Below are 24,474 nucleotides of genomic sequence, written 5' to 3' on the forward strand. Positions count from 1 at the left end.
ATGAGCGAGGCACTTGTCGCCACCGAGGTCCCCGGGGCAGCCGTCCCGGGGGTCTCGGGGGCCCGTCAGTTCTGGCGGCGGCTGCGGGCGCAGCGCGCCGCCATGGTCGCGGCGGCCGTCGTCGCACTGCTCGTCCTGGTCGCCCTCGCAGCGCCGCTCCTCGCGGCGATCGAGGGCCAGGACCCCACCACCTACCACCCGTCACTCATCGACTCCGCGCGCGGGGGCGTGCCCATCGGGTCCTTCGGGGGCGCCGACGCCGATCACTGGCTCGGCGTCGAACCCCAGACCGGACGCGACCTGTTCGCCCGGCTGGTGTACGGGGCCCGGGTCTCCCTCGGTGTGGCTCTGGGCGCGACCGCCGTACAGGTCCTGCTCGGTGTCGTCGTCGGAGTCGCGGCCGCGCTCGGCAACCGATGGGTTGATCAACTGTTGAGCCGGATCACCGACATCATCGCGGCCATGCCGTTGATGATCATGGCGTTGGCACTGCTGGCAGTGGTGCCGAGCAGCTTCCCGCGGCCGGTCCTGGTCGCGCTGATCATCGGCTTCGTCGCCTGGGGCGCCATCGGCAAGATCGCGCGTGCCCAGACGCTCACCCTCAAGGAACTCGACTACGTGGCCGCCGCCCGGCTCAGCGGCTGGGGCACCCTGCGGATCGCCCGCCGGGAACTGCTGCCGGGTCTCGCCGCGCCTGTGATCACCTACGCGGCGCTGATGGTGCCGGCGAACATCACCATCGAGGCGGCGCTGTCCTTCCTCGGCGTCGGCGTGAAGCCCCCCACCCCGTCCTGGGGACAGATGCTGTCCACGGCCGACGTCTGGTACCAGGCGGCCCCGCAGTACCTCCTGCTGCCCGCGGCCGCGCTGTTCGTCACGGTCCTCGCGCTCACCGTCCTCGGCGACGGCATCCGCACCGCCCTCGACCCGCGCGCGGCCTCCCGCCTGCGCGTCGGCACGGGCCGCAGACAGGAATCGAAGGCCGACGAGTCCAAGGCCGGAAAGGAGGGCACCGTATGAGCGGCTTCACCGGCTTCACCGGATTCGCCCTGCGCCGGGCGGTGAGCGCCGCGCTCACCCTGCTCGCCCTCTCGGTCATCATCTACGTCGTCTTCTACGCCACCCCCGGCAACGTCGCCCAGATCACCTGCGGCCCGCGCTGCTCGCCGGAACAGGTGCACCAGGTCGCCCAGCAGCTCAGGCTCGACGACCCGCTCTATCTGCGCTACTGGCACTTCCTCCAGGGCATCGTGGCCGGCCACGACTACTCCACCGGCACCTCCGTCGGGCACTGCCCCGCCCCCTGCCTCGGGCTGTCGTACCAGAGCGACCAGCAGGTCACCCGGATCATCCTGGACAAGCTGCCCGTCAGCCTGTCGCTGGTGCTCGGCGGCATGGTCCTCTGGCTGCTGCTGGGCGTCGGCACGGGCGTGCTCTCCGCCTGGCGGCGCGGCCGGTTCAGCGAGCGCGCGCTGACCGGCGTCACGCTCGCGGGCGTCGCCACACCCACCTTCGTCATCGGCCTCGTGCTGATGATCGTGGTCTGCGGGCAGTGGGAACTCCTGCCCTTCCCGGAGTACGTCCCCTTCTCCGACGACCCCGAGCAGTGGATGTGGGGCCTGCTGCTGCCCTGGGTCACGCTCGCCCTCGGGGAGGCGGCCTACTTCGCCCGGCTGACCCGGGCGTCGATGCTGGAGACGCTCGCCGAGGACCACATCCGCACCTTCCGGGCCTACGGCGTCGGCGAGCGGTCGATCGTCGGCCGGCACGCCCTGCGCGGCGCCCTCGCCCCGATCATCGCCCTCAACGCCAACGACTTCGGCAGCGCCGTGGGCGGTGCCGTCCTCGTGGAGTCGCTGTTCGGCCTGCCCGGCATCGGCCAGGAACTGGTCCACGCGGTCACGGTCGTCGACCTTCCGGTCGTCGTCGGCATGGTCCTGGTCATCGGCTTCTTCGTGGTGCTCGCCAACGCCGTCGCGGACGTCCTGTACGCGGTGGCCGATCGACGGGTGGTGCTCGCATGAGTCTCGTCCAAGTGACGGACCTGACCGTCCGGTTCGGCGACCTGCGCGCCGTCGACGGCCTCTCCTTCCGCCTGGAGCAGGGCGCGGCCCTCGCCCTGGTCGGTGAGTCCGGTTCCGGCAAGTCGACCGTCGCCTCCGCCCTGCTCGGGTTGCACCGCGGCACGGGCGCGCGCGTGGGCGGCTCGGTCGAGGTCGCCGGAGTGGACGTACAGCGGGCGTCGGACGACGCACTGCGGCGGCTGCGGGGCGCGAAGGCCGCGATGGTCTTCCAGGACCCGCTGTCGTCCCTCGACCCGTACTACGCGATCGGCGACCAGATCGCCGAGGTGTACCGCGTGCACACGCGTGTGGCGCGACGAACGGCACGCGCGCGTGCCGTGGAGGTGCTGGACCGGGTCGGCATTCCGGACGCCGTACGGCGATCCCGGTCCCGGCCGCACGAGTTCAGCGGCGGTATGCGCCAGCGCGCTCTCATCGCGATGGCGCTGGCCTGCGAGCCCGAGCTGCTGATCGCCGACGAGCCGACGACCGCGCTCGACGTGACCGTCCAGGCCCAGATCCTCGACCTGATGCACACGCTGCGCCAGGAGACCGGCATGGGCCTGCTGCTCGTCACGCACGATGTGGGCGTCGCCGCCGAGAGCGTCGACGACGTGCTGGTCATGCGGCACGGTCGCGCGGTCGAGCACGGGCCGGTCGACGCGGTGCTCGGGGCGCCCGCGGAGACGTACACGCGCGAACTGCTCGCCGCGGTACCGCGCGTGGACGCGCCGCGGGCGCCGTCCCGGGCGCCGGGCGAGGTGGTCCTGGAAGCGAAGGGCCTGCGGCGCGAGTTCGGACGTGGCAAGAAGGCCTTCGCGGCCGTCGACGACGTCTCGCTGACCGTCCGCCGGGGCGAGACCCTCGGTGTCGTCGGCGAGAGCGGCAGCGGCAAGACGACGCTGGGGCGGATGCTGGTCGGCCTGCTGGAGCCGACCGCGGGAGAGGTCCGACACGACGGCCACGCACGCGTGGGCGTGGACCCGGCCGTACAGATGGTCTTCCAGGACCCCGTCTCCTCCCTCAACCCCCGCCGCAGCGTGGGCGAGTCCATCGCGGACCCCCTCCGCGCGCGTGGTGAACGCGACGAGCAGCGGATCAGGGGGCGCGTGAGGGAGCTCCTGGAGCGCGTGGGGCTCGAAGGGGCGCACTACGACCGCTACCCGCACGAGTTCAGCGGCGGTCAGCGCCAGCGCGTGGGCATCGCCCGGGCGCTCGCGGCCGACCCGCGCGTCATCGTCTGCGACGAACCGGTCTCCGCCCTCGACGTCACCACACAGGCACAGGTGGTGGCGCTGCTGGGGGAGTTGCAGCGGGAACTCGGACTCGCGCTGGTCTTCGTCGCGCACGACCTCGCCGTGGTACGCCAGGTCAGCGACCGCGTCGCCGTGATGCGGCGCGGCCGGATCGTCGAACAGGGGCCGGCCGACGAGGTCTACGACAGCCCGCGGGACCCGTACACCAGGCAACTCCTGGCCGCCGTACCGGCGCTCGATCCGCGGATCGCGGCCCGGCGCAGGGCGGAGCGCCGGGAAGTGGCCGTGACCTGACGTTCCGTGTCCGCTTGATCTCTTAGCGCGACCGAACGCGACCCGCACGGGAAAGTTACGAGCGTTCACCCCTTTTGGTGGCGTGATGGACAACCGTCCGTCGCGCCACCGTCCTGTCCGCATACCTTCGTCCCGCTGCGAGCCGCCGGGCCAACGACGGCTCCTCATGCGGGAGATCGGGGGTGCGCTCGTGCGCATAGGACTGCTTACGGAGGGTGGCTATCCGTATGTGAGCGGTGACGCCGGGCCCTGGTGCGACCGGCTCGTGCGCGGGCTCGAGCAGCACGAGTTCGACATCTACGCGCTCAGCCGCAGCGAACACCAGGAGAACGAGGGCTGGGTCCCACTGCCTCCGCAGGTCGGCAGGGTCATCACGGCCCCGCTGTGGACCGCGGAGGACGACGGCGTGGTGTACGGGCGGCGCGCGCGCCGTCGGTTCGCCGAGTCCTACGGCGAGTTGGCCGCGGCATTGTGCGAGGGGGCAGCCGGCGACGCCTCGGGGGAGTCGTCGGCCACTGAGGCGGACCGTTTCGCCAACGCCCTGTACGGACTCGCCGAACTCGCCCGCGACGAGGGCGGGCTGGTCGGAGCGCTCCGCTCCGAGACCGCCGTACGCGCCCTGGAGCGCGCCTGCCGTGCGCCCGGCGCCCGGCAGACGGCGCGCGCGGCGCGGGTACCGGATCTTCTCGCCGTGGCCGCACACCTGGAACGCGCCCTGCGCCCCCTGTCCCTCGGCTGGTACGAGGACGACGGCCTCGGCGCGGTCGACCTGTGCCACGCGACCTCCGGCGGCCCCGCCGCCCTGCCCGGACTCCTCGCCCACCACTTCACCGGCGTCCCCCTGCTGGTGACCGAGTACGGCGTACGGCTGCGCACGCACTACCTGGCCGGCACCGACTCCCCGCCCGCCGTACGGACCCTGCTCGCCGCCTTCCACGGCCGGCTCGCCACCGAGACCTACCGGCGGGCCGCGGTCGTCACGCCCGGCAACACCCACACCCGCCGCTGGCAGGAGCGCTGCGGCGCCGACCGCGGGAAACTGCGCACGGTCTACCCGGGCATGGACGCCACCCGCTTCACGGAGGTGGGCGAGTCCGCGGAGTGCGTGGCGCCGGACACACTGGTCTGGGTCGGCCGGGTCGAACCCGCCAAGGACCTGATCTCCCTGCTCCACGCCTTCGCGGAGATCCGCAAGGAGGAGCCCAAGACCCGGCTCAGGATCGTCGGCTCACCCACCGGCCCCGAGGGCGCGGCCTATCTGGGGCACTGCAAGGCGCTGGCCGCGCAGCTCTTCCCGGACGAGGCGGAAGGGCTGCACGCCGTCGGCGACAACCCCGTCTCCTTCGAGGAGATCGGCGGCCCCGAGGTGCCGACGCTCGCCGACGCCTACGCCTCCGGTGCGGTCACCGTCCTGTCCAGCGTCGTCGAGGGCTTCCCGATCAGCCTCGTCGAGGCCATGTTCTGCGGCCGGGCCACCGTGTCCACCGACGTCGGAGCGGTCGTGGAGGTCATCGGCGGCACGGGGCTCGTCGTCCCCCCGCGCAACCCGAAGGCGCTCGCCGAGGCGTGCGTCGCGCTGCTGCGCGACCCCGAGCGCCGAGAGCGCCTGGGCGCCGCCGCACGCGCCCGCGCGCTCGAACTGTTCACCGTGGAACAGAACATCACGGCATTTCACGGCATTTACCTGGAGATCGTCTCGCACACCCCGGTCCGCCGGGTCCTCCTGGACGACACCGGCGAACCCCTGCCCTTCGCCGCCCCGGCCGAAGCGCACGTACCCGGCCGCTGGGCCGAGACCAGCACCCGCGTGGTGGCCCGGGGTGGCCCCGGCTGGGCCGCGGGGCCCCCGGTCCGCGCGACGCCTCCCTTCGCCGCCTCGGAAGGAGCGACCGGATGAGCGACGTGGGACTCGACCGCCTCGGCCGCCCGGCGGGCCCCGGCGTGCGGGACGCCGGGTCGGAGGAGCGCGGGGGAGCGGCGGAATCGGCGGCCACGTCGGTGCCGCGCCCTGCGGAGGACTCCGGGGCGCCTGTGGGGTCCGGTGAGTCCGGGGTGGCTCAGGTCTCGGGCGGGTCCGGTGAGCCAGGTGACTCCGGTGAGTCCGGGGTGGGGCAGGTCTCCGGTGACCCCAGGGTCTCCGCTGAACCCCAGGCCTCCGGCGAGCCCAAGGTGACCGAGCTGTCCGAGGCGTCCGAAGAGACCTTGCCGGACGACACCGACCCGCACACGGCCGGGGCCGGCGAGGGTGCCGGGACCAGCGAGGGTGCCGGGACCAGCGAGAGTGCCGCGACCACCGAGGGCTCGGAGACCACAGAGGGCGCCGACCCGTACACCCCGTCGGCGCCCACCCCCCGCGCTCCCGAGATCTCCACCGGCCTCAAGCCCTCCACCACGGGCCCGGGCCGCCGTTCAGCCGCCGATCCGGTGAAGGCCCTGATGCACCGTCACCGCGAGCTGTGCGAACGGGCCGTAGACCCCCTGGAGATCGCGGCGGGCCTGGAGGCCCACGGCGTCACCGACCGCACCGCCGTCCGCTTCCGGCACCGGGACGTCTTCGCCCTCGCCGAGGAGATGTACGCCCGCGTCCCGAGGGACGGCGAGACGCCCCGGCCCCCCACGGCGGAGCGGACACCCCGGGCCCGCGCCGACTGGGCCCTGCTCACCCTCCTCCCCGGCGCCCTCTGCGCGGCCACGGTGGCCGGCATCCGCCTCACCGACGGCCAGTCCCGCCTGGTCGCCGCCCTGGTGGGCTTCCTGGCCGTGTCCCTGGCCACGCGCGCCGCCCTGTCCCGCGGCCCCCTCGGCACCCCCGACCACGCACCCACCACCGCCACCTCCACCTGGACGTACTGGCTCCTCGCCTACGCCACCCTCGGCGACGGCCTCCTCGCGGCGGCCGTGACCGGCGGCCCCGACGCCCTGCCCACCGGTGCCCTCGACGCTGCCTGGCCCATGGCCACAGCCCCCGTCCTCGCCCTCACCCTGTCCTGCGCCCCGGCGGCCTGGTCGGCCCACCTCTTCGCGTCCCGCGCCCGCGCGCGACTGACCGTCAGCCGGGGCCTGGACGACTTCGCGGCCTCCGTACGCCCCCTGCTGTTCGGCACGTTCGCCCTGTACCTGTGCGCGCTGACGGCACTGTCGGCCCTGTCCGGGGCCGCCGTGGCCGAACCCGCCGTCCACCCGCAGGTCATCGCCCTGGGCGCCCTCCTCTTCCTCGCCCGCCTCCTCACCGTTCACGGTTTCACCCACGCCCCCGCGGTGGTCCTCACCGCCGCCGTCACAGCCCAGGCGACCGCCCTGGCGGCCTCCTTCGCCTCCCGCCTGCCGGGCTGCGGCTTCCTGGCCGCACCGGTGGACGGCCTGGTGGCTCTCTGGGGTCCCGGCGGCATCCAGACCCTCTCCTGCGGGCTCGGCGCCCTGGCCCTCCTGATCCACGGCACCCGAAAGCTGACGAGAGCGTCGGCCCACGCCCGGACGGAGGCCCCGTGCTGACCCGCCCCCGAGCCACCCACCCGCCGTAGGCGCGGACACCCGCGCCGTGGGTGCAACCGCCCCCCGCAGTAAGTGCGGCCGCGCACGCCGCGGGGCGATCGTCCCCGGCAGTGAATGCAGCCGCGCACGCCGTGGGTGCAGCCACCCGACCGCGTAGAAGCCGCCGGCCGCCGGGCACGATCACCCGCCCGCCGTGACCGCGGCCCTCCACCCGCCGTGCCGGGCCCGCCGCTTTGCCGGACCGGACCCGCACACCGCCGCAGGCAACCCCGGCCCACCGCCGGAGGCAACTCGCAAGCCCCTCCCGAAGGAGAACCCGCAATGACCACCTCCCGACCCGCCCCCAAGGCCCCGGGAGCAGCCCGATGAGAGTCCTACTGATCGGAGCCAACGGCTACCTCGGCCGCTTCGTCGCCGACCGCCTGCTCGCCGACCCCGCCGTCCAGCTCACCGCCCTCGGCCGTGGCGACGACGCCGACGTCCGCTTCGACCTCGCGTCCGGCAGCCCCGGTGCCCTCACCCGCTTCCTCGACGCGGTCCACCCGGGCGTCGTCGTCAACTGCGCCGGCGCCACCCGCGGCGGCGCCCGCGAACTCACCCGCCACAACACGGTCGCCGTCGCCACCGTCTGCGAGGCCCTGCGGCGCAGCGGCTGCGGGGCACGCCTGGTGCAGATCGGCTGCGGCGCCGAGTACGGGCCCAGCCAGCCCGGCTCCTCCACGGCCGAGGACGCGGTCCCGCGCCCCGGCGGCCCGTACGGCGTCAGCAAGCTCGCCGCCACCGAACTGGTCCTCGGCTCCGGTCTGGACGCGGTCGTCCTGCGGGTCTTCTCACCGGCAGGACCGGGCACCCCCGCGGGCTCCCCGCTCGGCCGTCTCGCCGAGGCCATGCGCCGCGCCATGCAGTCCGGCGACGGCGAACTGAAGCTCGGAGGCCTCGGCGCCCAGCGTGACTTCGTCGACGTCCGCGATGTGGCCCGGGCCGTCCACGCGGCCTCGCTCTCCGCCGCACAGGGCGTCATCAACATCGGCTCGGGCCGCGCCGTCCGCCTCCGCGACGCCGCCGCCGTCCTGGCCCGGGTCGCCGGATACGGCGGCGCCCTCCACGAACTCGACGGCCCTCCCGGCCCGCTGCGGGCGACCATCGGGCACCCCCGCTCCGAATCGGACCACGCGGCACCGGTCGCGTATCCGTACCCCGACGGCTGCGGCAGCTGGCAGCAGGCCGACGTGCGCACCGCACGCGACCGGCTCGGCTGGCGCCCCCGCATCAACCTCGAAGAGTCCCTCGCCGACATCTGGATGGAGGCGGCATGCCGCATCTGACCAGCACGAAGACAAGCACGTCGAGCACCGAACTGCGCACCGGCCTCGGCGTCCCCGGCTTCGCCCACCCCCTGGTCGCCCCCGCCGAATGGGCCGAACTCGCCCGCCCCGGCACCCCCCTGCACTGGGCCGTCCTCGACGTCGCCGACGGCCCCGGCGCCCGCCCCGACCCGCACTGCCTCGAAGCCGCCGGCCGACTGCGCAACGCGGGCGTCCGCGTCCTCGGCCGCCTGGACACCGCCCACGGGGCGCGCGCCCACGGCGAGACGGTCTCCGAGGCCCAGCGCTACCTCGACTGGTACCAGGTCGACGGCTTCCTGCTGGACCGCTGCCCGACCGACCGCGCCGCGCTCCCCGAGATCCGCCGCACCCTCACCACGCTCCGCGCGGTCCGTGACGATGCCCACATCGTCCTCGGCCACGGCACCCATCCCCATCCCGGCTACGCCGAGAACGCCGACCAGTTGATCACCTTCTCCGGCTCCTGGAGCGACTACCGCTGGTCGCAGGTGGCGGAGTGGACCGCCGACTACCCGCCGGACCGCTTCTGCCACCTCGTCCACGGAGTGCCCGGCCCGCATCTCGAGGAGGCGCTGCGGATAGCCCGCTGGCAGGGCGCCGCCACGATCTGGTTCACCGACCGCACGGACCGCGGCGGCCGCGTCGACCCGTGGGAGACCATGCCCGGCTACTGGGACGAAATCGTCTCGCGGATCGGAACGGGTGTCTCGGAATGAAGAAGGCCATGGCAGTGTTACGGAAAGAACAACCGTAGTGATTGACCGACCAACGGAGTCCCCGTGTCGCTGCCACCCCTGGTCGAGCCCGCTGCCGAGCTCACCGTAGACGAGGTCCGCAGGTACTCCCGCCACCTGATCATCCCCGACGTCGGGATGGACGGGCAGAAGCGGCTGAAGAACGCCAAGGTGCTCTGTGTGGGCGCCGGCGGCCTGGGCTCGCCGGCGCTGATGTACCTGGCCGCGGCGGGCGTCGGCACGCTCGGCATCGTGGAGTTCGACGAGGTCGACGAGTCGAACCTGCAGCGCCAGATCATCCACAGCCAGGCCGACATCGGCCGCTCCAAGGCCGAGTCCGCGCGCGACTCCGTCCTGGGCATCAACCCGTACGTGAACGTGATCCTTCACGAGGAGCGGCTCGAGGCCGACAACGTGATGGACATCTTCAGCCAGTACGACCTGATCGTCGACGGCACCGACAACTTCGCGACCCGCTACCTGGTCAACGACGCGTGCGTGCTGCTCAACAAGCCGTACGTCTGGGGCTCGATCTACCGCTTCGACGGCCAGGCCTCCGTCTTCTGGTCCGAGCACGGTCCCTGCTACCGCTGCCTTTACCCGGAGCCCCCGCCCCCGGGCATGGTCCCCTCCTGCGCCGAGGGCGGCGTGCTGGGCGTGCTGTGCGCGTCCATCGGCTCCATCCAGGTCACCGAGGCCATCAAGGTCCTCACCGGCACCGGTGAGCCCCTCGTCGGCCGCCTGATGATCTACGACGCCCTGGAGATGCAGTACCGCCAGGTCAAGGTCCGCAAGGACCCGAACTGCGCGGTCTGCGGCGAGAACCCGACCGTCACCGAGCTCATCGACTACGAGGCCTTCTGCGGCGTCGTCTCCGAGGAGGCCCAGGAGGCGGCCGCCGGCTCGACGATCACTCCCAAGCAGCTCAAGGAGTGGATCGACGACGGCGAGAACATCGAGATCATCGACGTCCGGGAGATCAACGAGTACGAGATCGTCTCCATCCCGGGCGCCAAGCTGATCCCCAAGAACGAGTTCCTCATGGGCACCGCCCTGGAGAGCCTCCCGCAGGACAAGAAGATCGTCCTGCACTGCAAGACGGGTGTCCGCAGTGCGGAAGTCCTCGCGGTCCTGAAGTCCGCGGGCTTCTCCGACGCCGTGCACGTCGGCGGCGGTGTGGTCGGCTGGGTCAACCAGATCGAGCCGCACAAGCCGGTCTACTAGGCCCACGGCATCCCGGGAGGGGCTCGGCACCACGTGTGCCGGGCCCCTTTCCGTCACTGGCGTCGGGCGCAGACCTTGCCGTCCTTCGGCACCGTGCCCTTCAACAGGTACGCGTTCACCGTGGAGTCCACGCAGTCGCTCCCGTTCCCGTACGCCCCGTGTCCCTCGCCCTTCCAGGTGAGCTCCACGCCGACCCCCTCGCCCAACTCGTCCGCCATCCTGCGGGCACCCTCGTAGGGCGTCGCCGGGTCGCCTGTGTTGCCGATCACCAGCACCGGTGCCGCACCGGGCGCGCTCACCTCCGGGGTCTCGTACTGCCCGGGCACCGGCCAGTCGTGGCACCAGCCGGCCGCGTCCCAGCCGAGGAAGGGGCCGAACACGGGTGAGATCCGCTCGAACTCCGGCAGCAGCCTCTTCGCCTCCGCGAGCGTGGGCCGCTGCTTGTCGTCCAAGCACGATATGACCCGTTGTGCCTGCGGGACCAGGCCGTAGCGCCCTGACGGGTCTCGCTCGTTGTAGCCGTCGGCGAGCGCCAGCAGTTCGGAGCCGTCCCCCTGCTCGGCCGTCTCGAGAGCGCTGGTCAGAGAGGGCCAGCTGTCCTCGCGGTACAACGGCCAGACGATGCCGGTGAACGCGAGCACCTGGGTCAGCTTCCGCCCGGAATACGTCTCCAGCGGGTCCGCGTCGATCCGGTCCAGCAGATCAGCGATCTTCCGGGTGCCCCGCTCGGGGTCCTGGCCGGTGGACGCGAGGTAGTTGTCGAGGGCCCGCTGGAAGCCCCGGGCCTGGTTCTTCCGGTGGGCCACCGTGTCGGCGCCGGGGTCGACGACCGCGTCGAGCACCAGGCGCCCCACCTTCTCCGGGAACAGGTGGGCGTAGACGCCGCCGAGTTCGGTGCCGTACGAGATGCCGAAGTAGTGCAGCTTGTCGTCGCCGAGGACCTGGCGCATCAGGTCCATGTCCCGCGCGGTGTCGGTGGTCGAGACGTGGGCCAGCAGCCGGCCCGCGTCCTTCTCGCAGCCCCGGGCGAAGTCGGTGGCGTCCCTGAGGTACGCCCGTTCCTCCGCCGGGGTGTCCGGGGTGGCGTCCACCGCCTCGGCCGCCTGGGTCTCCTTGTCGCCGCGGCAACGGACGCCTTCGCTGGCACCGACCGCGCGCGGGTCCCAGCTCACCAGGTCGTACCGCTCGCGCAGCAGGGAGACGGAGGCGGCGTACCCGGGCATTCCGGCGACGCCCGACGCGCCGGGGCCCCCGAAGTTGAACAGGAGCGAGCCGATGCGGTCGCCGCCGCGCGCTGGGGAACGGATCAGCGCGAGGTCGATCGTCTCGCCGCCGGGTCGCGACCAGTCGAGCGGCACCTTCAGCGTCGCGCACTGCCAGTCCCGGCCGGGCGCGGACGAGTTCGCGGTGGCCTTGCAGCGCTCCCAGTCGAGCTTCTGCGAGGTCAGCGCGGCGGGCAGCGCCTTCGCTCCGGTCGCGGTCGGCCTGGCGCTGCCCGACTGCTCCTCGCCCGCACCTCCACCGGACGAGCCACCGCTGCAGCCGGCCATCAGCAGTGCGGCCGCGGCTGTCACAGCCGCCCACCGTACGAAACGCCCCATTCCAGTCCCCCTCCCAAGCCGTCCGCGACGGGCCCACGAACGTCGGTCCGGACATGGTAGGCCGATCGCATGGCACCCGTCCGACCCTGTGGATAACCCCCTGACCAGCAGCTTCGTGGAACTTTTAGCCGACCGTGCGGCTACGAGCAGACGGTCCCCGCGGCCGGTACCTTCCCGGTGAGGAGATAGCCGTTCACCGCGTCCTGGACGCACTTGTTCTTGCTGTTGTACGCCCCGTGCCCCTGCCCCTTGTACGTCAGCTCGACGCCGACGCCCGCACCGAGCGCCTCGGCCATCTTCCGGGCGCCCTCGTACGGGGTCGCCGGGTCCCCGGTGTTGCCCACGACCAGGATCGGCGCCGAGCCGGGGGCGCTCACGTCGGGATGGTCGGCGGCCCCCGCCACGGGCCAGTCGGTGCAGGTCACCATCGACCAGGCCATGAAGTCGCCGAACAGTGGGGAGGCGGCACGGAACGCCGGCAGCTTCTGCTCGACCTGGGCGGCGGTGTAGCGGGGCCTGTCGTCGGCGCAGTTGATGGAGATGTTGGCCGCGGCGATGTTGCTGTACTCGCCGTTCTCGCTTCGCCCGTTCATCGAGTCGGACAGCAGCATGAGAACCCTGCCGTCACCGTCGTACGCCTGCTCCAGGCCCTCGGTCAGGTACTCCCAGAAGTCCTTCGAGTACAGCGCCTGCGCGATGCCGTTGGCCGCGGCGGTCTGGGTCAGCAACCGCTGCCCGAGGCCGGGGATCGGCTGTCCGTCGAGGTCGGCCAGGAGCTTCGCGATGCGATTCTTGACGTCCTGCGCGGTGTCGCCGACGGGACAGTCCGTGGGCTGCGAGGTGCAGTCCTCGGCGAAGTTGTCGAGCGCGCGCTGGAAGCCCTTCGCCTGTCCGAGCGAACCCTGCTCGCTGCTCTGGGTCGGGTCGACGACCGCGTCGAAGACCGCGCGCCCCACACGCTTCGGGAACAGGTGGGCGTAGACGCCGCCGAGTTCGGTGCCGTACGAGATGCCGAAGTAGTGCAGCTTGTCGTCGCCGAGGACCTGGCGCATCAGGTCCATGTCGCGGGCGGCGTCGGTCGTGCGCACATGCGGCAGCATCTTCTCGGAGTTCTCCTCGCAGGCCGCGTTGAACTCCTTGGTGTCGTCCAGCAGCGTGGCGCGTTCGGCGGCGTCGTCAGGGGTCGCGTCCTGCTGGAAGTGCACGTCGAGCTGGAGGTCGTTCAGGCACTCCACCGGGGCGCTGCGGCCCACCCCGCGCGGGTCGAAGCTCACCAGGTCGTAGCGGGTACGCAGTTTCGCGTAGTCGGAGCCGAAGGCGGGCAGCGTGGTGACGCCCGAGCCGCCGGGGCCGCCGAAGTTGAAGACGAGCGAGCCGATGCGCTTGTTCTCGGCGCCGCTGGCCTCGGCCCTGATCAGCGCGAGGTCGATCGTGTCGCCCTGGGGCTTCGCCCAGTCGAGAGGGGCTTTGAGGGTGGCGCACTGCCACGCGTCGCCGCCCGGCAGCGGTGAGGGGGCGTCGCCGCCGCCCTCGGCCCGGGACGGGGCCGGGCAGTCCTTCCAGTTCAGTTTCTGCGCCGACAGGTCCTCGTTCCCGGAGTCGTCGCCGCAGCCCGCCAGCGCCGAGGCCAGCAGAAGGGCGGTGGCGGTCAGGGCGGCGGCGCGCAGGCGAGGGCGGTTCGGCATGAACCCATCGTGCGCTCGCGCGCGGGGGGACGCGCGGGCCACGAGGCGTATGAGGTACCTGCTCCGGCCGGGGCGGGACGGACTACAGGGCGCCCTTCCGGGACAACTGGTTGAAGGCCAGCCAGCCCGGCAGCACCGGCAGCCACAGCGTCAGCAGACGGAACAGCAGAACGGCCGGTGCGGCGACCTCCTTGGGGAGGCCCACGGCGATCAGGCCGACCGTCAAGGTGGCCTCCACGGCGCCCACACCGCCCGGCGTGGGCGCCGCCGAACCGAGCGCGTTGCCAGCGAGGAAGACGACGGCGACGCTGGCGATGCTGAGCGAGGTGCCCTCGCTGCCGAAGGCGCGGATCGAGGCGTCCAGGCACATCACGAAGCAGGCCGTGAGCAGCAGCATGCCGCCGATGCCGGTGATCAGCTTCTGCGGCCGCTGGAGCACGTCCAGCATGCGCGGCACGACACCCGCGAACAGCGACCTCACGCGCGTGACGACGAACTTCCTGAGGAACGGCACCGAGGTGACCACGAGCACGAGCACCGCCACCGTCAGCAGACCCGCGATGACGGTTCGGGACGGCGACAGCGACGGCGTCTTCTCGGTACCGGTCAGGTAGCCGAAGGACAGCAGCATCAGGATGTGGCAGCCGAGCCCGAACAACTGCGAGGCCCCGACGCTCGCCACCGCGAGCCCCGGCCGCACTCCCTGGCGTTGCAGGAAGCGTGTGTTGAGCGCCACACCGCCGACCGCGGCCGGTGCGACGATCTTCACGAACGAACCGGCGACCTGCGCCGCGACCGTCCGCAGGAACCCCACGCGCTCGGGCACGAAGCCCAGCAGTGCCATGGCGGCGGCGAAGTAGCTGCCCGCAGAGAACAGCACGGCGGCGGCGACCCAGCCCCACTCGGCGTTCTCGATGAGCGGCCCGAACTCGATGTGGGTGAGCTGCGTCAGCAGGAAGTACGCGCCGATGGCACCCGCGATGAAGCTGATCAGCGTGCGCGGCTTCACCCGCTCCAGCCGGGCCGGTTCGACCGGCGCCTGCGGCCTGATCAGCAGCACCTGGTGGCGGATCTGCGTCAGCAGGTCCTCCTCGCGCGCCTCCTCGATGGCCTCGTCGATGGCCCGCTTCTCCGCCCGGGCCTCCGCCTTGACGGTCTTCTTGTCGGGCTTCTCGAGTACGGGCCTGGCGTCCTCCGGCGCTTCCTCCAGGCGGGCCTGCTTGGCCTGCTGGGACGCCTCCAGGACGGCATCGCGCTCGCGCTGGGCCCGCTCCCGGGCCAGTCTGCGCAGGGTCGCGCGCGTGGAGCGCGTCAACGCGATGGGCTGGAGCATCGGCAGACAGTCGGCCACGGTGTCCGGGCCGAGGACGCTGACCGCCGAGGCCACCGCGCGCTCCGCGCCCGCCAGCAGCCCCAGGGTGGTGACGAGCTGGGCGACGTCCATGCGCAGCAGCAGGGTGCTGGCCGCGATCTCGCCGCCGCGCAGATCGGTGAGGATCACCGCGCCGGAACGATCCACCAAGATCGCGTCGCCCGCGAGCCTGCGGTGCGCGATGCGCCGCGACTGCAGCGCCTGCACCTGACGCCAGGTGTTGCGCAGCAGTTCGTCGGTGATCTCGTCCTCGGCCAGCGATTCCAGCGTGCGTCCGCCGGTGTGCTCGTAGACGAGCATCACGGCGTCGGGGCCGAGTTCGGACGTGGCGATGAGCTTGGGCGCGTTGGCGCCGGCCGCGATCGCCGCGTAGGCGAGCAGCGCCTCCTGCTCCAGGGCCTGTCTGAGCGACTGGAGGCTGCTGCGGGTGGCGAAGCCGCGCAGGGTGAGGTTGCGGTACACGCGGTAGAAGAAGCCCTGCGCCTGCTGCTCCCGGTCGACCACCGTCACGTCCAGCGGCGGGCCGTCCTCCAGGGTGACGAAGTAGCGTCGGCCGCGGTCGCCGTTCTCCGCGCTCTCCGGGGCCTCCTCGCGGGCCGCGCTGACAGGGCGGAAGCCGACGGTCCTGAGGCCCGCGATCAGCGTCCGTCCGGTGGGCCGGACATTGGGCGAGCCGACCGCGTACAGCGTGCCGTAGGCGACCGTCCAGCCGATCAGCACCGTCAGGATGATCGAGAACGGTGTGGTGTAGCCGGTGACGAGCATCGAGAACGCGTCGAGCATCAGCACGATCCACAGCACCGCCCGCCAGCGCGGCCTGCGGGACATGCCGACGGCCGTCATATAGGCGATGACGGGCGCCAGATAGCCGTGCACCGGGTCGGTGAGGGCGTGGATGTCACCGGGGGAGGGCTGGGTGAGCGCCTCCTGGATCGAGTGCGGGGCGCCCTTGGCGACCCACAGGTCGGTGGCGAGCGTCACACCGTGGGCGAGGACCGCGGCGAGCACGCCGTCGGCGATCCGCAGTCCGTCGCGCTTGATCAGCCGTTCGATCGCGAACGCGACCGGGACCAGGAGGATCGCGATGCTGGAGGCGAGACCGGCGATCTTGATGAGCAGGTCGGGTGCCTGCCCGGTGCCCTTGTTGATGTCCTGTTCGAGGCCGGAGGTGGTGCCGTGCGCGAACGCGGCGATCGCCAGCAGCACGACGACGGCCAGCACCCCGACCAGCAGCCGCATCAGGTCGGAGGGCCGGTGCACGCGCGCGGGGAGGAGCGGTTCGTCGCTCTCGACCGCGTCGACGTGCACCTCTTCGGCGTCGGCGGTGTCGGGGCGCGACGAAGCGTCAGAGGTGCCCTCGGCGTCCTCCGGGTGCACACCCTGTGGCTTCATCGTCTCTTCTTGATCTCGTATCACCAGTCACCGCCCGCACGATGGTGGCATGCCCCACCGACACACGGGGGTGTCAGGGTGCACATGCGGGGGCGCACAGTCTGCCGGAAGCGCTGTCCCTGGGCGAGGGATACGCACGGTCGCGAGCCCGTCACATTGTCGGTGGGGTGGTGCAGGATGGGGCGGATGAGCGAGCAGAGCCTTCCTCGGGACGCCCACCCGGAGTACACGGACACGCTGCCGGAGTACGCCGAGCGGGTCCTCGACGTCGCCGAACGCATCCCGCCCGGACGCGTCATGACCTACGGCGACGTCGCCGAGTGGCTGGAGGAGGGCGGCCCCCGTCAGGTCGGCCGGGTCATGGCCCTGTACGGCGGAGGCGTGCCGTGGTGGCGTGTCGTCCGCGCGGACGGCGTCCTGCTCCCGGGGCACGAACTGCGGGCGCTCGACCGGTACCGCGCCGAGGGCACGCCCCTGAAGGAGGCGAGCAGGGCCGCCGAGGGCCATCTGCCGCGTCTCGACATGAGACGGGCGCGCTGGGACGGCGGCGATCGTGCGGAGGGTCACACCTGACAGCTTCCGCCATCCCGCGGGCCCGGGAGCACCCTGAGGCCCGTACGGGGGAAACGCGGCACGTCTGTGGCATGCCGTACGTTCGTGGGGTGAGGGACGTACGGGTCGCGAGCGTCTCGTGGGCCGCACGGGTCGCGCGGGAAGAAGCGGAAGCCCTGCTTCCGCACTCGCCGTCGGCGTAGCGTCGGCTGCACGCGTCCCCCTCACCCCCCGTCCACCGCCCTCCACGCGCGGCGGGCCGCCCAACAGCACACCCACCAGGACCGGCGAACCACGTGAGCTCCTCTTCCTCCACCAGGCGTCTGTCGCACTCCCAGGTGCGACAGGGGACCCGTGGCGCTTACCGACTGGTCCGTACCCCACCGGCCCGCGTGAATCCCCCTCGACTGGACGCAGCACAGCGCGCCGTGGTTGAGCACGGAAGCGGTCCTTTGCTCGTTCTCGCAGGTCCGGGCACCGGAAAGACCACCACCCTCGTCGAGTCGGTGGCGTCACGAATCGCCCGTGGAGGGGACCCCGCGCGCGTGCTCGTGCTGACGTTCAGCCGCAAGGCGGCCGTCGAACTGCGCGACCGCATGGCGCTGCGCATAGGAGCGGCGCGCGCCCCGCAGGCGACGACCTTCCACTCGTTCTGCTACGCCCTGGTCCGCGCCCACCAGGACAGCGACCTGTTCGTGGAGCCCCTGCGGCTGCTGTCGGGACCCGAGCAGGACGTCACCGTGCGCGAACTGCTCGCCGGCCAGCCCGACCTGGAGCGGCTCGGCCTCGCGCACGTGCGCTGGCCGGACGAACTGCGGGCCTGCCTGACCACCCGCGGCTTCGCCGACGAGGTCCGCGCGGTCCTCGCCCGCAGCCGTGAACTGGGCCTCGGCCCCGGCGCCCTGGACGCCTTCGCCCACCGCATCGGCCGCCCCGACTGGCGGGCAGCGGCCGCCTTCCTCGCCGAGTACCTCGACGTCCTCGACCTCCAGGGCGTCCTCGACTACGCCGAACTCGTCCACCGCGCGGTGCTCCTCGCCCGCCGCCCCGAGGTCGCCGAGCGGCTCGCCGCCCAGTACGACGCCGTGTTCGTCGACGAGTACCAGGACACCGACCCGGCCCAGGTACGGCTGTTGCACGCCCTCGCCGGCGGTGGCCGCACCCTCGTCGCCTTCGGGGACCCCGACCAGTCGATCTACGCGTTCCGGGGTGCGGACGTGAACGGGATTCTCGACTTCCCGTACGCCTTCCCGCGCGCGGACGGCCGGACGGCGCCCGTCGAGGTTCTGCGCACCTCACGCCGCTCCGGCGCCGACCTGCTGGCCGCGACCCGCCTGGTCACCCAGCGCATGCCCCTGACCCGGCTGCCGGCGGAGAAGGTCCGCGCCCACCGCGAGCTCGCCCCGGTCCGCGAGGGCGGGCGCGTCGAGGTCTTCACCTACCCGACCCCCGGCACGGAGCTCGACAACATCGCGGACATCCTGCGCAGGGCCCACCTGGAGGACGGCGTCCCGTGGGGTGAGATGGCCGTCCTGGTGCGCGCGGGCTCGCGCACGATCCCGACGGTGCGCCGCGCGCTCACCGCGGCCGGCGTACCCCTGGACATCGATGGCGACGACCTGCCCCTGCGCCACGAACCGGCGGTGGCACCCCTGCTGACGGCCCTTCGGGCGGTGGCGACGGCGGAGGCCGCGGGGAGTGGCGTACGGCCTGAAGAAGGGCCAGAAGGGGCACGGGCTGAGGGGACGGGGTTTGAAGCGGCACGGCCTGAGGAGGGCGCTGCCTCCGAGGATCGGCTGTCGGACGACGAGGCCGCCTCTGCGGACGAGGCCGCTCCCGAGGAGTCGCCGTCGGATCCCGTGGCCACTCCCGGCGCGCCGCCGTCGGACACGCAGGCGCAGTCGGTGGAAGCCTCCCAGGCACCCTCCGCGGAGACCTCCTGGCTCGACACCGAGACCGCCCTCACCCTCCTCGCCTCCCCCCTCGCCGGTATGGACGCCGCCGACCTGCGCCGCCTCGGGCGGGCCCTGCGGGACGAGGAGCGGGCGGCGGGCAACGCCCTGCCGCCGCCCTCCGACGTGCTGCTCGCGCGGGCCCTCGCCGAGCCCGAACGACTGGCCGTGCACGACCCCGCGTACGCGCGCGGAGCCCAGCGGCTCGGCGCGCTGCTCGCCAAGGCCCGCCGGCGCCTCGCGAACGGCGGCAGCGCCGAGGAGGCGCTGTGGGACCTGTGGGAGGGCACACCGTGGCCCGGGCGACTGGAGCGGGCCGCCCGGCGCGGCGGCGCCGCGGGACGCAACGCGGACCGTGATCTCGACGCCGTGTGCGCGCTGTTCGCCACCGCCGCCCGCGCGGAGGAGCGCACCGGAGGCCGCGGCGCCCTGAACTTCCTGGAGGAGATCGACGCCGAGGACATCGCCGCCGACACCCTCACCCGGCGTGCCGTACGCCCCGACGCCGTCCGTCTGATGACCGCGCACCGCTCCAAGGGCCTGGAGTGGCGGCTGGTCGTCGTCGCGGGCGTCCAGGAGGGCCTGTGGCCCGATCTGCGTCGCCGTGGCTCCCTCCTGGAGGCGGACCGCATCGGCCGCGACGGACTCGCCGAACCGCTCACCCCGGGCGCCCTGCTCGCCGAGGAGCGCCGCCTGTTCTACGTGGCCGCCACGCGTGCGCGTGAGCGACTCGTCGTCACCGCGGTGAAGGCACCGGCCGACGACGGCGACCAACCCTCCCGCTTCCTGACCGAACTCGGCGTCGAACCCAAGGACGTGACCGGCCGCCCACGCCGCCCCCTGTCGGTCGCGGCCCTGGTCGCCGAACTCCGCGCCACCGTCGTCGACCCGCATGTCTCCGACACCCTGAGGGAGGCCGCCGCCCGTCGGCTGGCCCGGCTCGCCGCCCTCGCCGACGAGGACGGCCGCCCGCTCGTCCCCTCGGCCCACCCCTACCGCTGGTGGGGCATGTTCGAGCCGACCGAGTCCAAGGTGCCGCTGCGCAACCGCGACCAGCCCGTCGTGCTCTCCGGCAGCGCCCTCGACCAACTCGCCAACACCTGCGCCCTGCAATGGTTCCTGGGCCGCGAGGTGAAGGCCGACGCGCCCGCGACGGTCGCCCAGGGCTTCGGCAACGTCGTCCACGTCCTCGCCGACGAGGTCGCCTCCGGGCACACCCCCGCCGACCTCGACGTCCTCATGGAGCGCCTCGACTCCGTGTGGAACGCGCTCGCCTTCGACGCGCCCTGGAAGTCGGCGCAGGAGAAGGAGAACGCGCGCGTGGCGCTCGAACGCTTCCTGAAGTGGCACGTCATGGACCGCACCGGCCGCACACCGGTGGCCAGCGAGCACGACTTCGACGTCACCCTGGAGGCGGGCGAGGTCGAGGTGCGCATCCGTGGCCAGATGGACCGTGTCGAGGCCGACGGCGAGGGCCGCGCCTACGTCGTCGACTTCAAGACCGGCAAGCAGCCGGTGAGCTCCGCCGACGTGGAACGCCACCCCCAGCTCGCCGTCTACCAGCTCGCCGTCCGCGAGGGCGCCGTCGACGAGGCCTTCGACGGAGTACGGCCCGAGCCGGGCGGCGCCGAACTCGTCCAACTGCGTCAGGGCGCCCCCAAGAGGGACGGCGGCGAGACGCTGCCGAAGGTCCAGGCCCAGGAACCGCTGGAGGGGGAGTGGGTCGGCGACCTGCTCGCCACGGCGGCCGGCAAGGTCCTCGACGAACGGTTCACGCCGAGCGCGGGACAGCACTGCTCCCACTGCGCGTTCCGGGCCTCGTGCAGTGTCCAGCCGGAGGGACGGCACGTCGTGGAGTGAGGTGAGCATGCCGGTGTGATCAGTCGCACCACACGTGCTGACCTGCGCATCTTCCGGCCCGGAGGGCGGTTCGTCCTCCGCTGTCAGTGCGCGCCGCTAGCCTCTGCGACATGCCCGCCCGTATCACCGATCCCGATCAGCTCAAGGAGCTCCTCGGTATCCCGTTCACCCCGGAGCAGACGGCCTGCATCACGGCGCCGCCCGCCCCGCAGGTGATCGTGGCCGGTGCCGGTTCGGGCAAGACGACCGTGATGGCGGCCCGCGTGGTGTGGCTGGTCGGCACCGGGCAGGTCGCTCCCGAGCAGGTCCTCGGCCTCACCTTCACCAACAAGGCCGCCGGTGAACTCGCCGAGCGCGTCCGCAAGGCACTCATCAGGGCGGGCGTCACCGACCCCGACGTCATCGACCCGGACAACCCGCCGGGCGAACCCGTGATCTCCACCTACCACGCCTTCGCGGGCCGCCTGCTGACCGACCACGGCCTGCGCATCGGCCTCGAACCGACCTCCCGCCTCCTCGCCGACGCCACCCGCTACCAGCTCGCCGCGCGCGTGCTGCGCGAGGCACCCGGCCCCTACCCGGCCCTGACCCGCTCCTTCGCCGACCTCGTCAGCGACCTCCTCACCCTCGACGCCGAACTCGCCGAGCACCTGGTCCGCCCCGAGCAGGTGCGGGCCCACGACGCCGAACTGCTGCTGACCCTCCAGGGCGCCAAGCTCACCAACGACGCCCTGCGCAAGGTCCCCGAGGCGGCCGCAGCCCGCCGTGAACTCGCCGACCTGGTCGTCCGCTACCGCGCCGCCAAACGCGAACGCGACCTGCTCGACTTCGGCGACCAGATCGCCCTGTCCGCACGCCTCGCGGGCATCCCGGAGGTGGGCGGCATCCTGCGTGACGAGTTCAGGGTGGTGCTGCTCGACGAGTACCAGGACACCTCGGTCGCCCAACGCGTCCTGCTGGCCGGTCTGTTCGGCGCCGGCACCGGCCACCCCGTCACCGCCGTCGGCGACCCCTGCCAGGCCATCTACGGCTGGCGAGGGGCCTCCGTCGCCAACCTCGACGACTTCCCCGAGCACTTCGCCCACCCCGACGGCCGCCCCGCGACCCGCCAGTCCCTCAGCGAGAACCGCCGCAGCGGCGGCCGCCTCCTCGACCTCGCCAATGGCCTCGCCGAGCCCCTGCGCGCCATGCACGCGGGCGTGGAGGCCCTCCGCCCGGCCCCCGGCGCCGAACGCGACGGCATGGTGCGCTGCGCCCTCCTGCACACCCACGCCGAGGAGATCGACTGGCTCGCGGACTCCATCGCCCACCTCGTACGGACCGGCAAGGAGCCCGGCGAGATCGCCGTCCTGTGCCGCACGGCGACCGACTTCGCCGAGATCCAGGGCGCTCTCGTCGAGCGGGACGTCCCGGTGGAGGTGGTCGGCCTCTCGGGCCTGCTGCACCTGCCCGAGGTCGCCGACCTGGTCTCCGTCTGCGAGGTCCTCCAGGACCCCGGCGCCAACGCCGCCCTGGTCCGCCTGCTGACCGGCCCGCGCTGGCGCATCGGCCCCCGCGACCTCGCCCTCCTGGGCAGGCGCGCCCGGCGTCTGGTGTCCCACACGCGCGTGGACGGCGACGACGACCCCGACCGCCGGCTCGCCGAGGCCGTCGAGGGGGTCGACCCGGCCGAGGTGATATCGCTCGCCGACGCCCTGGAGACCTTCCTGGAGACGCCCCTCTACAGCGACGACGAGGACGACGACGAGCTGCCCTTCTCGCCGGACGCGCGCGTGCGGTTCGCGCGACTGGCCGCCGAACTGCGCGACCTGCGCCGCTCGCTCGCCGACCCCTTGATGGACGTCCTGCACCGGGTCCTCGCCGTCACCGGCCTGGAGGTCGAACTGTCCGCGTCCCCGCACGCGTTGGCCGCCCGCCGCCGCGAGACCCTGTCCAACTTCCTCGACGTCGCCGCCTCCTTCGCGGCCGGGGACAACGAGGCGAGCCTCCTCGCCTTCCTCGGCTTCCTGCGCACCGCCGCCCAGTACGAGAAGGGCCTCGACAACGCCCTGCCCGGTGGTGAGAACACCGTCAAGGTGCTTACCGCGCACAAGTCGAAGGGCCTGGAGTGGGACGTCGTCGCCGTCCCCGGCCTGGTCACCGGTACGTTCCCGAGCACCCAGGGACGCGAGAAGTGGACCGCCCAGGGCAAGGTGCTGCCGCACGCGCTGCGCGGCGACACCGACACCCTCCCCGACATCACCTCCTGGGACGCGCGCGGCATGAAGGCCTTCCACGAGGCCATGAAGGACCACCAGCACACCGAGGAACTCCGCCTCGGCTACGTCACCTTCACCCGGCCCCGCTCCCTCCTGCTCGGCTCCGGCCACTGGTGGGGTCCCACACAGAAGAAGCCGCGGGGACCGTCCGACTTCCTCCAGGCCCTGCACGACCACTGCACGGCAGGGCAGGGCGAGATCGAGGCCTGGGCCGACGAGCCCGCCGAGGACGAGGAGAACCCCGCCCTGCACAGCCGGACCGAGGACCAGGTCTGGCCCCTCCCCCTGGACGACCGGGCCCTCGCCCGACGCCGGGCCGCCGCCCAGACGGTCCTGGACCACCTGGAGGACCTCGCCACCCGCACGGACACCCACCCCGCGGCCGTACACGACCCGGACACCTACGACGACCCGGACTGGCCCCCGCCGCCGGACGACGACGAGCCGCCGTACGCCGAAGAGCCGCCCTTCGAGGACGAGATCGTCGGGGGGGACGGCACCGAGGACTGGGACGCCTACAGCACGGACCGCCCGGCCGTCCCGCACCAGGCCACGGCCCCGGAGACGCCCCCCGCACCGGCACGCCCCCACCCCGCGGAACCGGAACCCCTCACCCCCGGGGAGCCCCTCACCCCCGAGGAAGCCCGCGCCATCGCCTCCTGGGACCGCGACCTCGACGCCCTCACCGGCGAACTCCTGCGCACGCGGGCAGCCGTCACCGACGTACCCCTGCCCGCCTCGCTCACCGCGACCCAGGTGCTCCGCCTGGCCGCCGACCCCGACGGGCTCGCGCAGGAACTCGCGCGCCCCATGCCGCGCCCTCCGCAACCCGCCGCACGTCAGGGCACCCGCTTCCACGCCTGGGTCGAGGCCCGCTTCGAAGCCCTGACCCTGCCCATGCTGGAACCGGACGACCTGCCCGGCAGCGACGCCGAGATCGCCGACGAACGCGACCTGGAAGACCTCAAGGACGCCTTCGAGCGCACCGAGTACGCCCACCGCACCCCCTACCGCCTGGAGACGCCCTTCCAGCTCGCCATCGCGGGCCGCGTGATCCGGGGCCGTATCGACGCCGTGTACCGGCACGGCGACGGGGACACCACGACGTACGAGATCGTCGACTGGAAGACCAGCCGCACCCGCACCGCGGACCCCCTGCAGCTCGCCGTGTACCGGCTGGCCTGGGCCGAGCGGCAGGGCGTGCCTGTGGAATCGGTCACGGCGGCGTTCCTGTACGTCCGCACCGGAGACGTCGTACGTCCCAGGAACCTGCCCGACAGGGCCGCCCTGGAGCGGCTTCTCAGCCAGGAACCGGGAGCCCGGTCGGACGGTTCCGTGCGAGCGGACTGTGAGGAACCGCCCAACGAGGATGTCGGTGCGGGCCGATAGGCTC

The 24,474-nt window shown here is 72.8% G+C and carries 14 protein-coding genes; 11 read left to right on the top strand and 3 right to left on the bottom strand.

Annotation, left to right across the window (positions count from 1 at the left end; translation table 11 throughout):
• The 8 genes from ABZ098_RS09455 to moeZ all read left to right on the top strand — a co-directional run bounded on the left by ABZ098_RS09455 (position 1) and on the right by moeZ (position 10,409).
• Positions 1–1,020 (top strand): ABC transporter permease, encoded by a 1,020-nt coding sequence (locus ABZ098_RS09455; RefSeq protein ID WP_356588859.1) that lies wholly within the window; start codon positions 1–3, stop codon positions 1,018–1,020.
• Complete coding sequence (locus ABZ098_RS09460; RefSeq protein ID WP_356588861.1) at positions 1,017–2,024, top strand: ABC transporter permease; 1,008 nt, start codon at positions 1,017–1,019, stop codon at positions 2,022–2,024. Before ABZ098_RS09455 ends, ABZ098_RS09460 begins: the two co-directional genes overlap by 4 nt.
• Entirely contained in the window at positions 2,021–3,613 is a 1,593-nt protein-coding gene (locus tag ABZ098_RS09465; protein WP_356588863.1) for an ABC transporter ATP-binding protein, read from the top strand. The genes ABZ098_RS09460 and ABZ098_RS09465 overlap by 4 nt, the downstream gene beginning before the upstream one ends.
• A 166-nt stretch (positions 3,614–3,779) precedes the next feature.
• Positions 3,780–5,510, top strand: coding sequence for a DUF3492 domain-containing protein (locus tag ABZ098_RS09470; RefSeq protein ID WP_356588865.1), 1,731 nt, complete (start codon positions 3,780–3,782; stop codon positions 5,508–5,510).
• Between the two features lie 467 nt (positions 5,511–5,977).
• A complete protein-coding gene (locus ABZ098_RS09475) occupies positions 5,978–7,105 on the top strand; it encodes a hypothetical protein (protein WP_356589387.1) in 1,128 nt (375 codons plus the stop codon).
• A gap of 365 nt (positions 7,106–7,470) precedes the next feature.
• Positions 7,471–8,430, top strand: a complete 960-nt coding sequence (locus ABZ098_RS09480; protein ID WP_037719791.1) for an NAD-dependent epimerase/dehydratase — start codon at positions 7,471–7,473, stop codon at positions 8,428–8,430.
• A complete protein-coding gene (locus tag ABZ098_RS09485) occupies positions 8,418–9,167 on the top strand; it encodes a spherulation-specific family 4 protein (RefSeq protein ID WP_356588867.1) in 750 nt (249 codons plus the stop codon). The genes ABZ098_RS09480 and ABZ098_RS09485 overlap by 13 nt, the downstream gene beginning before the upstream one ends.
• A gap of 63 nt (positions 9,168–9,230) precedes the next feature.
• On the top strand, positions 9,231–10,409 hold the full coding sequence (gene moeZ / locus ABZ098_RS09490; RefSeq protein ID WP_356588869.1) for an adenylyltransferase/sulfurtransferase MoeZ: 1,179 nt from the start codon (positions 9,231–9,233) through the stop codon (positions 10,407–10,409).
• A 53-nt stretch (positions 10,410–10,462) separates the two neighbouring features.
• On the opposite strand, the gene ABZ098_RS09495 is transcribed toward moeZ, so the two are convergent.
• The 3 genes from ABZ098_RS09495 to ABZ098_RS09505 form a co-directional block, all read right to left on the bottom strand.
• Entirely contained in the window at positions 10,463–12,010 is a 1,548-nt protein-coding gene (locus ABZ098_RS09495) for an alpha/beta hydrolase (RefSeq protein ID WP_356588871.1), read from the bottom strand.
• Positions 12,011–12,150: 140 nt separating this feature from the next.
• Entirely contained in the window at positions 12,151–13,695 is a 1,545-nt protein-coding gene (locus tag ABZ098_RS09500; RefSeq protein WP_356588873.1) for an alpha/beta hydrolase, read from the bottom strand.
• Between the two features lie 82 nt (positions 13,696–13,777).
• Complete coding sequence (locus tag ABZ098_RS09505) at positions 13,778–16,459, bottom strand: flippase-like domain-containing protein (protein ID WP_356588875.1); 2,682 nt, start codon at positions 16,457–16,459, stop codon at positions 13,778–13,780.
• A 186-nt stretch (positions 16,460–16,645) separates the two neighbouring features.
• On the opposite strand from ABZ098_RS09505, the gene ABZ098_RS09510 reads away from it, so the two are divergent.
• From ABZ098_RS09510 to ABZ098_RS09520, 3 genes are all read left to right on the top strand, one after another.
• Positions 16,646–17,032, top strand: coding sequence for an MGMT family protein (locus tag ABZ098_RS09510; RefSeq protein WP_356588877.1), 387 nt, complete (start codon positions 16,646–16,648; stop codon positions 17,030–17,032).
• A gap of 275 nt (positions 17,033–17,307) precedes the next feature.
• On the top strand, positions 17,308–20,823 hold the full coding sequence (locus ABZ098_RS09515; RefSeq protein WP_356588879.1) for an ATP-dependent DNA helicase: 3,516 nt from the start codon (positions 17,308–17,310) through the stop codon (positions 20,821–20,823).
• A gap of 110 nt (positions 20,824–20,933) precedes the next feature.
• Complete coding sequence (locus tag ABZ098_RS09520) at positions 20,934–24,470, top strand: ATP-dependent DNA helicase (RefSeq protein ID WP_356588881.1); 3,537 nt, start codon at positions 20,934–20,936, stop codon at positions 24,468–24,470.
• Positions 24,471–24,474: the final 4 nt, after the last annotated feature.

The organism is Streptomyces sp. NPDC006335 (assembly GCF_040612795.1).
Taxonomy (GTDB): Bacteria; Actinomycetota; Actinomycetes; order Streptomycetales; family Streptomycetaceae; genus Streptomyces.

Coding starts and splice junctions, on each gene's coding strand:
- ABZ098_RS09500 (WP_356588873.1), bottom strand. CDS start 13,695: ATGCCGAACCGCCCTCGCCTGCGCGCCGCCGCCCTGACCGCCACCGCC.
- ABZ098_RS09470 (WP_356588865.1), top strand. CDS start 3,780: ATGCGGGAGATCGGGGGTGCGCTCGTGCGCATAGGACTGCTTACGGAG.
- ABZ098_RS09510 (WP_356588877.1), top strand. CDS start 16,646: ATGAGCGAGCAGAGCCTTCCTCGGGACGCCCACCCGGAGTACACGGAC.
- ABZ098_RS09460 (WP_356588861.1), top strand. CDS start 1,017: ATGAGCGGCTTCACCGGCTTCACCGGATTCGCCCTGCGCCGGGCGGTG.
- ABZ098_RS09520 (WP_356588881.1), top strand. CDS start 20,934: ATGCCCGCCCGTATCACCGATCCCGATCAGCTCAAGGAGCTCCTCGGT.
- ABZ098_RS09455 (WP_356588859.1), top strand. CDS start 1: ATGAGCGAGGCACTTGTCGCCACCGAGGTCCCCGGGGCAGCCGTCCCG.
- ABZ098_RS09465 (WP_356588863.1), top strand. CDS start 2,021: ATGAGTCTCGTCCAAGTGACGGACCTGACCGTCCGGTTCGGCGACCTG.
- ABZ098_RS09495 (WP_356588871.1), bottom strand. CDS start 12,010: ATGGGGCGTTTCGTACGGTGGGCGGCTGTGACAGCCGCGGCCGCACTG.
- ABZ098_RS09480 (WP_037719791.1), top strand. CDS start 7,471: ATGAGAGTCCTACTGATCGGAGCCAACGGCTACCTCGGCCGCTTCGTC.
- ABZ098_RS09485 (WP_356588867.1), top strand. CDS start 8,418: ATGCCGCATCTGACCAGCACGAAGACAAGCACGTCGAGCACCGAACTG.
- ABZ098_RS09505 (WP_356588875.1), bottom strand. CDS start 16,459: ATGAAGCCACAGGGTGTGCACCCGGAGGACGCCGAGGGCACCTCTGAC.